The organism is Streptomyces sp. NPDC001020 (assembly GCF_053599115.1).
The window spans coordinates 1-14970 of the sequence record NZ_JBSFLQ010000039.1 but is presented as its reverse complement, the minus strand read 5'-3'; the positions used below and the strand labels follow the sequence as shown (position 1 = coordinate 14970).

6 protein-coding genes, 1 tRNA gene and 1 rRNA gene are annotated in these 14970 nt (G+C 68.3%); 2 read left to right on the top strand and 6 right to left on the bottom strand.

Annotated features, from left to right (window positions below; translation table 11 throughout):
* Window positions 1-30: 30 nt before the first annotated feature.
* The 4 genes from ACWDEX_RS29530 to ACWDEX_RS29515 all read right to left on the bottom strand — a co-directional run bounded on the left by ACWDEX_RS29530 (window position 31) and on the right by ACWDEX_RS29515 (window position 10520).
* Complete coding sequence (locus tag ACWDEX_RS29530) at window positions 31-900, bottom strand: helix-turn-helix domain-containing protein (RefSeq protein ID WP_450467402.1); 870 nt, start codon at window positions 898-900, stop codon at window positions 31-33.
* A 293-nt stretch (window positions 901-1193) separates the two neighbouring features.
* Window positions 1194-3905, bottom strand: a complete 2712-nt coding sequence (locus tag ACWDEX_RS29525) for a DNA translocase FtsK (protein ID WP_450467400.1) — start codon at window positions 3903-3905, stop codon at window positions 1194-1196.
* 185 nt (window positions 3906-4090) lie between these two features.
* Window positions 4091-4774, bottom strand: coding sequence for a response regulator (locus ACWDEX_RS29520; protein WP_450467398.1), 684 nt, complete (start codon window positions 4772-4774; stop codon window positions 4091-4093).
* A gap of 277 nt (window positions 4775-5051) precedes the next feature.
* Window positions 5052-10520, bottom strand: a complete 5469-nt coding sequence (locus ACWDEX_RS29515; protein ID WP_450467396.1) for a HAMP domain-containing protein — start codon at window positions 10518-10520, stop codon at window positions 5052-5054.
* Window positions 10521-10864: 344 nt separating this feature from the next.
* Between ACWDEX_RS29515 and ACWDEX_RS29510 the strand changes: the two genes are divergently transcribed.
* A complete protein-coding gene (locus tag ACWDEX_RS29510) occupies window positions 10865-13612 on the top strand; it encodes a SpoIIE family protein phosphatase (RefSeq protein ID WP_450467394.1) in 2748 nt (915 codons plus the stop codon).
* Between the two features lie 71 nt (window positions 13613-13683).
* Here the strand turns inward: ACWDEX_RS29510 and ACWDEX_RS29505 are convergent.
* Window positions 13684-13759 (bottom strand) — tRNA-Thr (locus ACWDEX_RS29505).
* A 115-nt stretch (window positions 13760-13874) separates the two neighbouring features.
* Between ACWDEX_RS29505 and ACWDEX_RS29500 the strand changes: the two genes are divergently transcribed.
* On the top strand, window positions 13875-14744 hold the full coding sequence (locus ACWDEX_RS29500) for an alpha/beta hydrolase family esterase (RefSeq protein WP_450467392.1): 870 nt from the start codon (window positions 13875-13877) through the stop codon (window positions 14742-14744).
* 53 nt (window positions 14745-14797) lie between these two features.
* Here ACWDEX_RS29500 and rrf read toward each other — a convergent pair.
* Window positions 14798-14914 (bottom strand): 5S ribosomal RNA (gene rrf, locus ACWDEX_RS29495).
* Window positions 14915-14970: the final 56 nt, after the last annotated feature.

Here is a 14970-nt window from a genome sequence, read left to right as displayed (position 1 = left end):
TCGGGCACCCTCCGGGTGCCCCGGCGTCCGTCATCCGGTCACCGGGTCGCCCTTGGAGTACGTCAGACGCTCGACCGCGCCTGGCCGGAAGTCGTCCTGGATCTTCTTACCGTTGACGTACAGCTGGATGGCGCCCGCGTCTCCGAGGACCAGGTGGATCTTCTCCTTGTCCTGGAAGGACTGTGAGTCGCCCTTCTTGAGCAGCCCGTCGAAGAGCGTCCGGCCGTTGTGGTCCTTGGCGGAGATCCAGCTGCGACCGTCGGTGGCGCTCACCTGGACGGTGACCTTGTCCCGGGGCGCGGCCGCGATCGCGCTGTCGGACGGCTCGGGCTTGTGGTCCGCGGTCTTGCTGGTCTTGGGCGAGGGCGAGGCGGACTTCCCGACGGTCGGCACAGAGCCCTTGGCGCCCTGCGGATTCGCGTTGTGCCCGCCGCCGGTCCCCTTGATCATGGTGAAACCCACGAAGCCGATCACGACGACGATCGCCGCGACCATGGCCGCGGTCCAGTTGGGCCTGCGTCGCTCGGGACGGATGCGTTCCGCCTCGAAGAGCGGGGCCGCGCGGGTCGGAGCGGGCCGTCCGCCGTGTTCGGCCGCGTATTGCTCGAGCAGCGGGTCGGGGTGGAGGTGGACCGCCTGCGCGAGCGCGCGAATGTGACCGCGGGCGTAGACGTCGCCGCCGCAGGGCGCGAAGTCGTCGCGTTCGATCGCGTGCACGATGGCGACGCGGACCCGAGTGGCGTTGCTGACGTCGTCGACGGTCAGCCCGGCCGCGATGCGCGCCTGTTGCAGAGCGCGGCCGATGGAGTGGCGATCCGACGTGGAGGCTTCTTCACGACCGTCCGCGAACGGACGCGCGTCCTCAGGGAAGTTGCCGTCAGGAGAGTTGCCGATGGACACGGGGGGCGCCTTTCGAGCGTGTAGCCACCTGTGCTGGAAGTTCAGTCTAGGGGGGTGACGACAGGGTGGGGCAACCGGCTGGTATGACTTTGTACTCCATCGGAATGGCCGGTCATCCTGATGGCGGGACATATAACCGTCCCCTCGCTCACCTTGACGTATCGCAGCGGGAAAGGGTTGCTCACGGAGCACTTACGAGTGGGTCACGACCGAATGGCCGAGCGCGGCGTCCGGTGTCGACGATCGCGCCCGGGCGACCCGCTCGCAGTGCGGACCGGGAACCGCCCGGGTCCCTACGGTTGAGGCTCCCCACGGATCAGGGCGAGCACACCGTCCAGTTCGTCGGGTTTCACGAGAACGTCACGTGCCTTGGAGCCCTCACTGGGGCCGACGATGTTCCGCGACTCCATGAGATCCATGAGCCGTCCGGCCTTGGCGAAGCCGACGCGCAGCTTCCGCTGGAGCATCGAGGTGGACCCGAACTGCGTGGAGACGACCAGCTCGGCCGCCTGGCACAGCAGGTCGAGGTCGTCGCCGATGTCCTCGTCGATCTCCTTCTTCTTCTGACTGCCCACGACCACGTCGTCCCGGAAGACAGGCGCCATCTGGTCCTTGCAGTGCTGGACGACGGCCGCGACCTCCTCCTCGGTCACGAACGCGCCCTGCATACGGGTCGGCTTGTTCGCGCCCATCGGCAGGAAGAGCCCGTCGCCCTTGCCGATCAGCTTCTCGGCGCCGGGCTGGTCGAGGATGACGCGCGAGTCGGCCAGCGAGGAGGTGGCGAAGGCGAGCCGGGACGGCACGTTCGCCTTGATCAGACCGGTGACGACGTCCACGGACGGCCGCTGCGTGGCGAGCACCAGGTGGATACCGGCCGCGCGCGCGAGCTGCGTGATGCGCACGATCGCGTCCTCGACGTCCCGCGGCGCCACCATCATCAGGTCGGCCAACTCGTCGACGATCACCAGCAGGTACGGGTAGGGCTGCAGTTCACGCTCGCTGCCCTCGGGCGGCTTGACCTTGCCGTTCCTGATGGCCTCGTTGAAGTCGTCGATGTGCCGGAAGCCGTACGCCGCGAGGTCGTCGTACCGCAGGTCCATCTCACGCACCACCCACTGGAGCGCCTCGGCGGCCCGTTTGGGGTTGGTGATGATCGGCGTGATCAGGTGCGGGATGCCCTCGTACGCGGTCAGTTCGACGCGCTTGGGGTCGACGAGGACCAGGCGCACGTCCTCCGGGGTCGCGCGCATCATGATCGAGGTGATCAGGCAGTTGATGCAGGACGACTTGCCGGAGCCCGTCGCACCGGCGACGAGCATGTGCGGCATCTTGGCCAGGCTGTGCATCACATAGCCGCCCTCGACGTCCTTGCCGAAGGCGACCAGCATCGGGTCGTCGTCCTCGGCGGAGTCGGCGAGGCGCAGCACGTCACCGAGGTTGACCATCTCACGGTCGGTGTTCGGGATCTCGATGCCGACCGCGGACTTGCCGGGGATCGGGCTGATGATCCGCACGTCGGGGCTGGCGACGGCGTACGCGATGTTCTTGGTGAGCGCGGTGATCCGCTCGACCTTCACGGCAGGGCCGAGTTCCACCTCGTACCGGGTGACCGTCGGACCGCGGGTGAAGCCGGTGACGGCGGCGTCGACCTTGAACTCGGTGAAGACGTTCGTGAGGGAGGCGACGACGGCGTCGTTGGCGGCGCTGCGTGCCTTGCCGGGGCCGCCACGCGTGAGGAGGTCGAGCGAGGGCAGGGAGTAGGTGATGTCACCGGACAGCTGAAGCTGCTCGGCGCGCGGCGGCAGGTCGCGGGGCGCCTGAGGTGCCGCCTTGGTCAGGTCGGGCACCGTGGACCCGGCCGTGGGTTTGTCCTGCTGGGGAGGGGCGACCGGTACGGGTGTCGTCGGCTCGCGGTCCCCGACACTCACCCCCTGGGTGAGGTCGGCGACGATCGGGGAGGGCGGCATGCCGTGCAGGACGGCTCCGTCGAGAGCGGCAGCGGCGGCCGCCGCGACGTCGACCGCGTCCATCGGCCGGCCCATGGCGGGCTGCTGCACAGCGGGACGTCGGGGGCGGCTGCGGCGCCCGGAGAGCGCCTCCTGCTCGGCCGCGTCCGGGTCGTACGGTTCGTCAGCGGGGCCGCGCCGCCGGGAGCGGGGCAATGCCTCGCGCCATTGCTCGTCGTAGCGCTCGTCGTCCTCGGTGCGGATGTCGTACACGGTGTCGTGCACGATCCCGAGCTTCACGCCCAGCAGCCGCAGGCGCTGCGGGATGGCGGTGACAGGGGTGGCGGTGACCACGAGCAGGCCGAAGAACGTGAGCAGGACGAGCAGCGGTACAGCGAGAACGTCGCCCATGGTGTAGGTCAGCGGGGTGGCCGTGCCCCAGCCGATGAGCCCGCCGGCGTCCCTTATCGCCTGCATGCCGTCGCTGCGGGCGGGCTCGCCGCAGGCGATGTGGACCTGGCCGAGCACGCCGATGACGAGCGCGGACAGGCCGATGACGATGCGTCCGTTGGCCTCTGGCTGCTCCGGGTGCAGGATCAGACGCACGGCGATCGCGCCGAGCAGGATCGGCACGAGCAGGTCGAGGCGGCCGAAGGCGCCGGTCACCAGGATCTCGACGAGGTCGCCGACGGGACCGTGCAGATTGGCCCAGGTGCCCGCGGCGACGATCAGTGAGAGAGCGAGCAGCAGGAGGGCAAGGCCGTCCTTGCGGTGCGCCGGGTCGAGCCCCTTCGCGCCCCGCCCCAGGCCGCGGAACATCGCTCCGACGGCGTGCGCGACGCCGAGCCATAGGGCGCGTACGACTTTGTACACGCCCGCGGTCGGGTTGGGCGCCGGCGCGGGGGCGGGCTTCTTGGCCGCTGTCTTCTTGGCAGGCGCCTTCTTGGCGGGTGCCTGCTTCGCGGCGGCCTTCTTCGCCGGGGCCTTTCGCGCCGGAGCCTTCTTCGGAGCGGCCGCCTTCTTCGCGGGCGACTTCTTGGCTGCGGGACGTGGGGCCATGAGTGTGAGGTTACCGGTGGAGACGACAGGGGACACGCGTGGCCACTGCTTCACCCGTTCGTGTCGCCCCAGGGGAGGCATGAAATTGACGTGGGCTCAAGAGGGGTACGCCGCTTGGCGGACAGGACGGAATGCGGAAGGGCCGAACGAAGCACGCTCTGCGGACCTGACCCGCGAACGGCCCGTCAGTTCTGCGACGGCACCGGCGACGCGCCGCTGCCCGTGCCCGGCTCCAGGGCGTCCAGCGCCCTGCGCAGTCCCGTGAGTTTGCGTTCGAGATGGGCCGCCGTCGCCACCGCCGCCGCGTCCGCCGAGTCGTCGTCGAGCTGCTTGGACAGTGCCTCGGCCTGCTCCTCGACCGCCGCGAGCCGCGCGGAGAGTTCGGCGAGGAGGCCCGCGGGCTCCCGGCTCGCGCCGACCGCGGACTTGCCTCCGCCCTCCAGTTGGAGCCGCAGCAGGGCGGCCTGCTCACGGAGTTGGCAGTTCTTCATGTAGAGCTCGACGAACACCGAGACCTTCGCGCGCAGCACCCACGGGTCGAACGGCTTGGAGATGTAGTCCACCGCGCCCGCCGCGTACCCCCGGAAGGTGTGGTGCGGACCGTGGTTGATGGCGGTCAGGAAGATGATCGGGATGTCGCGCGTCCGCTCCCGTCGCTTGATGTGCGCGGCGGTTTCGAAACCGTCCATGCCCGGCATCTGGACGTCCAGCAGAATGACCGCGAAATCGTCCGTCAGCAGCGCCTTGAGCGCTTCCTCCCCGGACGATGCCCTGACCAGCGTCTGATCGAGCGCAGAGAGGATGGCCTCCAGCGCCAGCAGATTCTCCGGCCGGTCATCGACCAGGAGGATCTTGGCCTTCTGCACCATGGCCCGCCCTCCTCGCCCCGGCTTGGGGCCACCCCTGTCCTCAGGACTTGGGGTGGTGCCGCCCGCTGCCACCCCGGGGGACGGCTCCCTTACGCCGCCCGTCCTTGTGCCGGTCATCGTAGCCGCACCCCGCCTGTCGCCACACCCTGTCACCGCGATGTCACTGTGCACGTAGCAGAAACGCAGCGGGAGACCAGAAGGTTCCCCGTGCACCGCACTTCTACACGGTTTTGGGCACAGTCAGTCAGCAACTCCGCGTGAACGTTCGGGGTTCCCGTCATTCCTGACGCATCCACTGCTCCATCACGGACAACAGATGATCGGGATCGACCGGCTTGGTCACATAGTCGGACGCGCCCGACTCGATGGCCTTCTCCCGGTCGCCCTTCATCGCCTTGGCCGTCAGCGCGATGATCGGCAGCCCGGCGAACTGCGGCATCCGCCGGATCGCCGTGGTCGTGGCGTACCCGTCCATCTCGGGCATCATGATGTCCATCAGGACGACCGCCGCGTCGTCGTGCTGTTCCAGGACCTCGATGCCCTCACGGCCGTTCTCGGCGTACAGCACCGACAGGCCGTGCTGCTCCAGAACGCTGGTGAGCGCGAAAACGTTGCGGATGTCGTCGTCGACGATCAGCACCTTCTCCCCGGCGAACGGGAGTTTCTGCCGCGACTGCTCGGCGACCTCCCGTTCGGCGGCCCACTGATCCTGCCCCCCGCCGCCGCCCCCTTGCGTGCCCGCGGTGACCGCCCTGCGGCGGCGCCGGAAGAGCGCCGCGGGCCCGTTCTGGGTCTCCTGGTACGACTTCACCTCGGACGGGGTCTCGATGCCCAGAGCGGGCAGCTCCTCCTCGGAAGCCAGCAGTTCGTCGGCCTCCATGGCGGGCGCCAGCTCCGCGTAACCGTGCGGCGGCAGCTCGCTCGGGTGCAGTGGCAGATACAGGGTGAACGTCGAGCCGCGTCCGGGTTCGCTCTGCGCGTGGATCTCGCCCCCGAGCAGTCGCGCGATCTCCCTCGAGATGGACAGCCCAAGACCCGTACCGCCGTACTTGCGGCTCGTGGTCCCGTCCGCCTGCTTGAACGCCTCGAAGATCACCCTCATCTTGCCGGCCGCGATACCGATGCCCGTGTCGGCCACGGAGAACGCGATCATCTCAGCGTCCGGGTCCCGCAGCGAGCCGGCCTCCAGCAGCTGCTCCCTGATGGCCACCGGGACGTCACTGCCCGCGGGCTGGATGACCAGCTCGACGGCGCCGGTGTCGGTGAACTTCACCGCGTTGGACAGCAGGTTGCGCAACACCTGGAGGAGGCGCTGTTCGTCGGTGTGCAGCGTGGCGGGAAGCTCCGGGGAGACCCGTACGGAGAAGTCCAGTCCCTTCTCAGCGGTCAGCGGCCTGAAGGTCGCCTCCACGTAGTCGACGAGCTGGACGAGCGCGATGCGCGTCGGGGAGACGTCCATCTTGCCCGCCTCGACCTTCGCCAGGTCGAGAATGTCGTTGATCAGCTGGAGCAGGTCGGAGCCGGCGCCGTGGATGGTCTCGGCGAACTCGACCTGCTTCGGCGAGAGATTCCCCTCGGCGTTGTCGGCGAGCAGCTTCGCCAGGATCAGCAGGGAGTTGAGCGGCGTACGCAGCTCGTGCGACATGTTGGCCAGGAACTCGCTCTTGTAGCGCATGGAGACCGCCAGCTGCTCGGCACGCTCCTCCAGGACCTGCCGTGCCTCCTCGATCTCCGTGTTCTTGACCTCGATGTCGCGGTTCTGCCGGGCCAGCAGCTCGGCCTTCTCCTCCAGTTCGGCGTTGGACGCCTGGAGTGCCTTCTGCCGCTGCTCCAGCTCCTCCGATCGCAGCCTGAGTTGCTCCGTCAGCTCCTGCGACTGCTTCAGCAGCACCTCGGTCTTGGTGTTGACGGAGATGGTGTTGACGCTCGTCGCGATCATCTCGGCGATCTGGTTGAGGAAGTCCTTCTGGATGTGCGTGAACGGCGTGAAGGACGCCAGCTCGATGATGCCGAGCACCTTGCCCTCGAAGAGCACCGGAAGGACGATGACCTGCGCGGGCGGCGCCTCTCCGAGACCGGAGGAGATCTTCAGATAGCCGCTCGGCGCGTTCTCCACCAGGATCGTGCGCTTCTCCCTGGCGGCCGTCCCGATGAGCGCCTCACCCGGCCTGAACGACGTCGGCATGGAGCCCATCGAGTAGCCGTACGACCCCAGCATGCGCAGCTCGTAAGCGTCGTCCGCATCGGCTGCCAGGTCCTTGCCGTCTACCAGCGGCATGGCGAGGAAGAACGCGCCGTGCTGCGCGGAGACCACCGGCGTCAGCTCGCTCATGATCAGCGATGCCACGTCCGCCAGGTCCCGGCGGCCCTGCATCAGGGCGGAGATGCGGGCCAGGTTGCCCTTGAGCCAGTCCTGCTCCTTGTTGGCGATCGTGGTGTCGCGCAGGTTGGCGATCATCTTGTTGATGTAGTCCTGAAGTTCCTGGATCTCGCCGGAGGCGTCCACGTCGATCTTCAGGTTGAGGTCGCCGCGGGTCACGGCGGTCGCCACGCGGGCGATCGCGCGCACCTGCCGGGTCAGGTTCCCGGCCATCTCGTTCACCGACTCGGTCAGATCGCGCCAGGTGCCGTCGACGTCCCGGACCCGTGCCTGACCGCCGAGCTGACCGTCCGTGCCCACCTCACGGGCCACCCTGGTGACCTCCTCGGCGAAGGAGGAGAGCTGGTCGACCATCGTGTTGATGGTGTTCTTCAACTCCAGGATCTCGCCGCGCGCATCGATGTCGATCTTCTTGGTCAGGTCGCCCTTCGCGATGGCCGTGGTCACCATGGCGATGTTGCGCACCTGGCCGGTGAGGTTGGACGCCATCCGGTTCACGGACTCGGTGAGGTCCTTCCACGTGCCGGCCACGCCCGGGACGTGCGCCTGACCGCCGAGGATGCCGTCCGTGCCCACCTCACGGGCCACCTTGGTGACCTGGTCGGCGAACGAGCTCAGCGTCTTCACCATGGTGTTGAAGGTGTCGGCGAGCTGCGCGACCTCGCCACGCGCCTCGATGGTCACCGTCCGCGTCAGGTCACCGTTGGCAACGGCCGCCGCGACCTGAGAGATGTTGCGCACCTGCACGGTCAGGTTGTTGGCCATCAGGTTGACGTTGTCGCTGAGGTCCTTCCAGATGCCGGTGACACCGGGCACATGCGCCTGTCCACCCAGGATGCCCTCGGTGCCCACCTCACGGGCCACCCGCGTCACCTGCTCCGCGAAGGACGACAACTGGTCGACCATCGTGTTGACGGTGGTGACCAGTTCGAGGATCTCGCCCTTGGCGTCGACGGTGATCTTCTTGGACAGGTCTCCCTTGGCGACCGCGGTCGTGACCTCGGCGATGCTGCGCACCTGGATGGTCAGGTTGTTCGCCATGAAGTTCACGGACTGCGTGAGGTCCTTCCAGGTGCCCGAGACACCCTGGACCTCGGCCTGACCGCCCAGGATGCCCTCGGTGCCCACCTCACGGGCCACCCGCGTCACCTGCTCCGCGAAGTTGGAGAGCTGGTCCACCATCGTGTTGATGGTGTTCTTCAGCTCCAGGATCTCCCCGCGCGCGTCCACGTCGATCTTCTGCGACAGGTCACCGCGGGCCACCGCGGTCGCGACCTGGGCGATGTTGCGCACCTGGGTGGTGAGATTGCCCGCCATGCCGTTCACGGAGTCGGTCAGATCACGCCACACGCCTGCCACGCCGGGCACCTGCGCCTGACCGCCGAGCCGGCCCTCGGTGCCCACCTCGCGGGCCACCCGCGTCACCTGCTCGGCGAAGGCGGAGAGCTGGTCCACCAGGTTGTTGATGGTGTTCTTCAGCTCCAGGATCTCCCCGCGCGCGTCCACGTCGATCTTCTGCGACAGGTCACCGCGGGCCACCGCGGTCGTCACCTGGGCGATCTGCCGCACCTGCGAGGTGAGGTTGCCCGCCATGAAGTTGACGGAGTCGGTGAGTTCCTTCCAGGTACCGCTGACACCCGGCACCACGGCCTGACCGCCGAGCCGACCCTCGGTGCCCACGTCCCGGGCCATGCGCGTGACCTGGTCGGCGAAGGAGGAGAGCTGATCCACCATCGTGTTCACGGTGTTCTTCAACTGGAGCATCTCACCGGAGACGTCCACGGTGACCTTCTGCGACAGGTCACCGTTGGCCACAGCCGTCGTCACCTGGGCGATGTTGCGCACCTGACCGGTGAGGTTGCGGAAGGCGGTGTTGACGGAGTCCGTGAGGTCCTTCCAGGTGCCGGCAGCGCCCGTCACCTGTGCCTGGCCGCCCAGTTCACCCTCGACTCCGATCTCCCGCGCCACCCGCGTGACCTCGGAGCCGAAAGCGGACAGCTGGTCGACCATCCCGTTGACGGTGTTCTTCAACTCCAGCATCTCGCCGGCCACATCGACGGTGACCTTCTGCGACAGGTCACCGTTGGCCACGGCCGTGGTGACGGCCGCGATGTCCCGCACCTGAGTGGTCAGGTTCCTGAAGACCGTATTGACCGAGTCGGTGAGATCCTTCCAGGTGCCCGCCGCGCCCGGCACGTTCGCCTGCCCACCGAGCCGGCCCTCGGCGCCGACCTCGTTGGCGACCCGCGTGACCTCGTCCGCGAACGTGCGCAGTGTCTCGGTCATCTGATTGATCGTCTCGGCGAGCTGCGCGACCTCGCCGCGCGCCGACACCGTCACCTTCTGCGACAGGTCACCGTTGGCGACCGCGGTCGTCACCTGCGCGATCCCGCGCACCTGGGCGGTCAGGTTGCCGGCCATCAGGTTCACCGAGTCGGTGAGGTCCTTCCAGACGCCGGCCACCCCGGGCACCTGCGCCTGACCGCCCAACTCGCCCTCGGTGCCCACCTCGCGGGCCACCCGGGTCACTTCGGAGGAGAAGGAGGACAGCTGGTCCACCATCGTGTTGACGGTGTTCTTCAACTCCAGCATCTCACCGGCCACGTGAACGGTGACCTTCCGGGACAGGTCACCCTTCGCGACCGCCGTCGTCACCAAGGCGATGTCCCGCACCTGTGCGGTCAGCCGGTACGCCATCGTGTTGACCGAGTCCGTGAGATCCTTCCACGAACCGGACATACCGCGTACCCGGGCCTGCCCGCCCAGCTTGCCCTCCGTGCCCACCTCGCTGGCCACCCGCGTGACCTCGTCGGTGAACGTCGACAACTGATCGACCAGGTTGTTGACGGTGCGCCCGACCTTCAGGAACTCCCCGCGCAGCGGATGCCCGGTCCCCTCCAACCCCTGCGTCCGCAGCTCCATGCGGGGCGACAGATCGCCCTCGGCCACCGCGGACAGTACCCGGCTGACCTCGGAGACGGGACGTACGAGATCGTCGACGAGCGCGTTGGAGGCGTCGATCGCGGCGGCCCAGGACCCCTCACAGGCCCCCGTCTCCAGCCGCTCGGCGAGCTTCCCCTCGCGCCCCACCATGCGCCGCACCCGCGCCAGCTCACCGGTGAGGTGCAGATTCCGGTCGGCCACCTCGTTGAAGGCAGCGGCGATCTCCGACATCACGCCGTCACCCGAGACCGGCAGCCGCCTGCGGAAGTTCCCGTCCCGCATCGCCATGAGAGCCGTCAGCAGCCGGTTCAGGGCCGCCGTGTCCACCGCGGTGGTTCCCTTGCGCGCTGTGCGCTGGTTACTCGGGGACTGTCCGCCTTTCGCGCGCGTCTTCGTGCCCTGCGTCGCTGCGCCAGACTCCACTGTGTCCCTCCCGCAGGGATCGACCATCACTGCCGTGCTCAGGGGTACTGCTGCGTACTGCTGCCCGATTCACCAGGCACGTGCCCGGTGTGGCCGAAGGCACTCGGCCTGCCCGGACCCTCTCTCAAGCTTGCCCAGTGTTTCACCATGCCCGAACCAGGCCATAACAGTTCGGCAGCTTCGCAAATGGTCCACGCACACTCTGGGCGGAAACACCAGCGTCCGGCATCCGCATGGACGGCGAAGGTAAGTAACCTTGCATGCGGCTGTCCAGCCGCACCGGTCCGACCGGCCTGGGCGGTGGCACGAGCACGAGAGGGCAGGCATCGGAGGGGCGCCGCACCATGACCACCGAACTGCATCCCGAGGGGCCGCATCAGGATCCCCGGGATATGGGAGACCAGCCGCTGCCTCGGCGCGGGTGGGCCGGCCCGGGAGCCTCGCACGTCGAGAAGGAGACGAGGAGTTCTGTGATCACCGCGCGCGCGGCCGCCAGCTTCGCGCCCGTCGGCCGATCGGTCGCGACGGCCAGGTCCTTCGTCCGCGACACGCTCCAGGGCTGGGGTTTCGCGGACATCGTCGACGACGCCGTGGTCCTCACCAGCGAACTGGTCACGAATGCCGTGGTCCACGCGGGCACCTCCGCGGAGGTGCTGTGCCTGCGTAGCGACGACGGCGTACGCATCGAGGTCGCCGACCGCTACCCCGAGCGCGAGATCCCCCTGCAGACGACCGCCGTCAGCATGGGCAGCCCCGACCGCGAGGGCGGCCGCGGCCTCCAGCTCTGCGCCGCCCTGGCCGGCCGCTGGGGTGTGGAGTACACGCCCACGCACAAACAGGTCTGGTTCCAACTCGAGCTTCCCGAGCGCCCGGTAGGCACACGCGCGGCGGGCCCCTCGCTGCCGGCCGACCTGCTCCCGCTCGCCGACGGACGGGTCCGGGTCGCGGTCGTCCAGATCGACCGCACCAGTTCCATCTCCGCCTGGAACGAGGACGCGGAGGAACTCTTCGGCCACGCGGCAGACCAAGTGACCGGCAAACCACTGACCGACCTCGCGGCCTGGCCACACACCCCGGGCACCAGTACGGGTATCGCCGAGGCGCTCCAACTCTCCCGTTGGGAGGGCAGCTACGGCATCCGCGGGGCGGACGGCCGTGTGACCCCCGTCTACGCATCGCATCTGCGCGTACGGGACACGGCGGGTGAACCGTCCACGGTCTGTCTGCTGGTACGCGACCACGAGCGTGCCGTTCTGCAGACCCCGCTGCGTGGACCCGCCTCCGATGCCACGACCGCCGCGGACAACCAGGCAGCGGACCCCTTCGAGATCTTCATCGGTTCCCCCGCCCCTGACGACCTCGACGGCCTTCTGCAGCGCACGGTGGAGCGCGCTCGCGACATGCTCGACGGCGACGCGGCCTTCCTCCTCCTCGCGACCGACGACGAAACGGAGCTGGAGGTACGCGCCTCCACCGGCCTGCCCTCCGCCCGCCAGCGCTTCGCCCGCGTCCCGGTGGACGCGGGCCCCGGCCGCTACGGTTCGGCCCGTATGCCGGCCGTCCACGACGACCTGACGGCCGCTGTGGGCGCGGTTCCCCTGCTGGCTGGTACGGGCATGCGTTCGGTGGTGACCGTCCCGCTGAAGGTGGAGGGCCGCCTCACAGGTTCCCTCGGTGTCGCGGCCGAGGCGGCCTCCCGCTACTCCAACGAGGAGGCGTTGCGTCTCCAGTTCGCGGCCGACCGTATCGCGCTCGCCGTCGAGTCGGCCCGCCTGGGCGAGCTGGAACGTCTGCGCCGTGGCTCGCTCAGCTTCCTCGTCGAGGCATCGGACCTCCTGGCGGGCACCCTGGACCGCGATCAGACGCTGGCCCTCATGGCCCAGATGACGATCCCGACGCTGGCCACCTGGTGCGCGGTGTACACGATCGCCGACCAGGCCTCGGAGCCGTTCCTCTCGTATGTGCTGCACGAGGACGAGGACCGCATCGACGGTCTCAAGGCACTTCTGTCGAAGATCCCGCCGCCGGAGCCGATCCCCACACCGGGCGCCCGGGTCTGGGCGGCCCCGGCGGATGCGGCCCATCAGGAGGCCTTGCGCACGTCTATGCGGACTCTGGGCCTGAGTGAGCCCTCAACAGTCACTCCCGGCATCGGCGCGACGCTTGCGACGGCCTCGGCGGTCGGCGGCGAAACAGTCGTCCTTCCCCTCGTCGCCCGCAATCGCGTCATCGGCATGCTGACGCTGGGCAAGCCGATGGACGAACACTTCCGCCAGGAGATCCTGGAACTGGCCGAGGACTTGAGTCGCCGGGCCGCCCTGGCGCTCGACAACGCGCGGCTTTACTCGGAGCGCACCGCCATCAGCCAGTCCCTCCAGCGCAGCCTGCTCCCGCCGGAACTGCCGCACGTCGATGGTGTCGAGGTCGAGGTGATCTATCGCGCGGCCGGTGAGGGCAACGAGGTGGGTGGCGATTTCTACGACCTGTTTCCGATCCGAGACGGCGCGTACGGATTCGCCATCGGTGATGTCTGCGGTACGGGCCCGGAGGCGGCGGCGGTCACGGGCCTGGCCCGCCATGCCCTCCGTCTGCTGGCCAGAGAGGGCTTCGGCGGCCCGGCGGTCCTCGAGCGACTGAACTCCGCGATCCTCGACGAGGGCGCCCGCAGCCGCTTCCTGACGCTCCTCTACGGCGAGTTGTGGCCGCAGGAGGACGGCAGCGCGGTGCTGAAAGTGGTCTGTGCGGGTCACCCACTGCCGTTGCGTCTGCGCCAGGACGGCACGGTGGAGCCGGCCGCTGAACCGCAGCCGCTGCTCGGCGTCATGGAGGACCTGGAGCTGTACGAGCAGACAGTGACGCTCGATCCGGGTGACGTTCTGTTGTGCGTCACGGACGGGGTCACCGAGCGCCGGGAAGGCACGCGCATGCTGGGCGACGACGGCCTCGCGGACGTACTGACGACCTGCACGGGCCTCACGGCGGGCGCGGTGGCGGCCCGCATCATGCGCGCGGTGGAACGCTTCGCGTCGGACGCACCGTCGGACGACATGGCGATTCTCGCGATGCGGGTACCGGGCCTACCGAAGGACTGAGAGAAGGCTCGGGCCAGGGGCCCGAGTTGTGGCATGAAAAAGGCCTCGCCCTGATGGGCGAGGCCTTTTGCTGGAGCCCCCAAACGGAATCGAACCGTTGACCTTCTCCTTACCATGGAGACGCTCTGCCGACTGAGCTATAGGGGCCTGTTGCCTTGGAGGTTTCCCTCGCGGCAACGGAATAGATCATACCCCAAATGCTGCCGGGTTGTGACCGCCCAAGGTCTGGACTCGCCCCTTTTCCGCCCGCACCCTTCCCTTCATGACCAACACAAGACGACAACGCCCCCATATACGACGCTGGTTAGCCCTCGTCATCAGCGCGGCGCTCATCGCGCTCGGCCTGGCCGCGGGCCCGGCGGCGGCAACCACCGCTCCTGCGGCGACCGGTGGAGACCACGACCTCTCCCTCACCTGGCAGGGCAAGGAACGGACCTTCAAACTCCACACACCGCCGGGCTACACCCCCGGCAAGAAACTCCCCCTCGTCGTGGTGATGCACTGGTCCCCGGGCACCGCGGAGGGCATTGAGGCCTACACGGGCTTCAGCAAGCGCGCGGACAGCCACAACTTCCTGGTGGCCTACCCGCAGGGCCTCGACGGCTCGTACAACGCCCTGGTCTGCTGCGGCAGCGAGGACGACGTCGGCTTCATCACCGCGATGGTGGGCCGCCTGGTCGACGACTGGGGCGCCAACCCCTCCCGGGTCTACGCCACGGGCTTCTCGAACGGCGCGGACATGTCGTTCCGCCTGGCCGTGGAACGCTCCGGCGTCTTCGCCGCCGTCGCCCCGGTCAGCGGCGGCTACACGGGCCCGCTCACGGAGGACCCGGGGTATGTGCCGTCCAGGCCGGTCCCGGTCATCACGATCATCGGCTCCGAGGATCAGTGGAGCCCCTACTCCCTGGCCGGCATCGCGACGTGGCGGAAACGGCTGGGCTGTGTGACCACTCACCGGGTGAACAAGCCGGGCGAATACACGGCCATCATGTCGCGGTGCGCGGACGGAAGCCGGGTGCACAGCTACGTCATCGAGGGCATGAGCCATGAATGGCCGGGGGACTATGCCGACTACGCGCTCAACGCGACCGATGTGGTGTGGAAGTTCCTGAAGAAGTACAAGCGACGCTGAACGCAGAAATGCCTCAACCCCCGGCCGTGGGCCGGGGGTTGAGGCTAATGATTGTTCGGCGGCGTCCTACTCTCCCACAGGGTCCCCCCTGCAGTACCATCGGCGCTGTAAGGCTTAGCTTCCGGGTTCGAAATGTAACCGGGCGTTTCCCTCACGCTATAACCACCGAAACACTATGAAACTGACAACCAGCAATGATTGTTCGTGGTTTCAGAACCAACACAGT

Bases quoted from the DNA above. Each gene is read 5' to 3' on its own strand.
- ACWDEX_RS29525 (WP_450467400.1), bottom strand. From the start codon at position 3,905: ATGGCCCCACGTCCCGCAGCCAAGAAGTCGCCCGCGAAGAAGGCGGCC.
- ACWDEX_RS29520 (WP_450467398.1), bottom strand. From the start codon at position 4,774: ATGGTGCAGAAGGCCAAGATCCTCCTGGTCGATGACCGGCCGGAGAAT.
- ACWDEX_RS29510 (WP_450467394.1), top strand. From the start codon at position 10,865: ATGACCACCGAACTGCATCCCGAGGGGCCGCATCAGGATCCCCGGGAT.
- ACWDEX_RS29500 (WP_450467392.1), top strand. From the start codon at position 13,875: ATGACCAACACAAGACGACAACGCCCCCATATACGACGCTGGTTAGCC.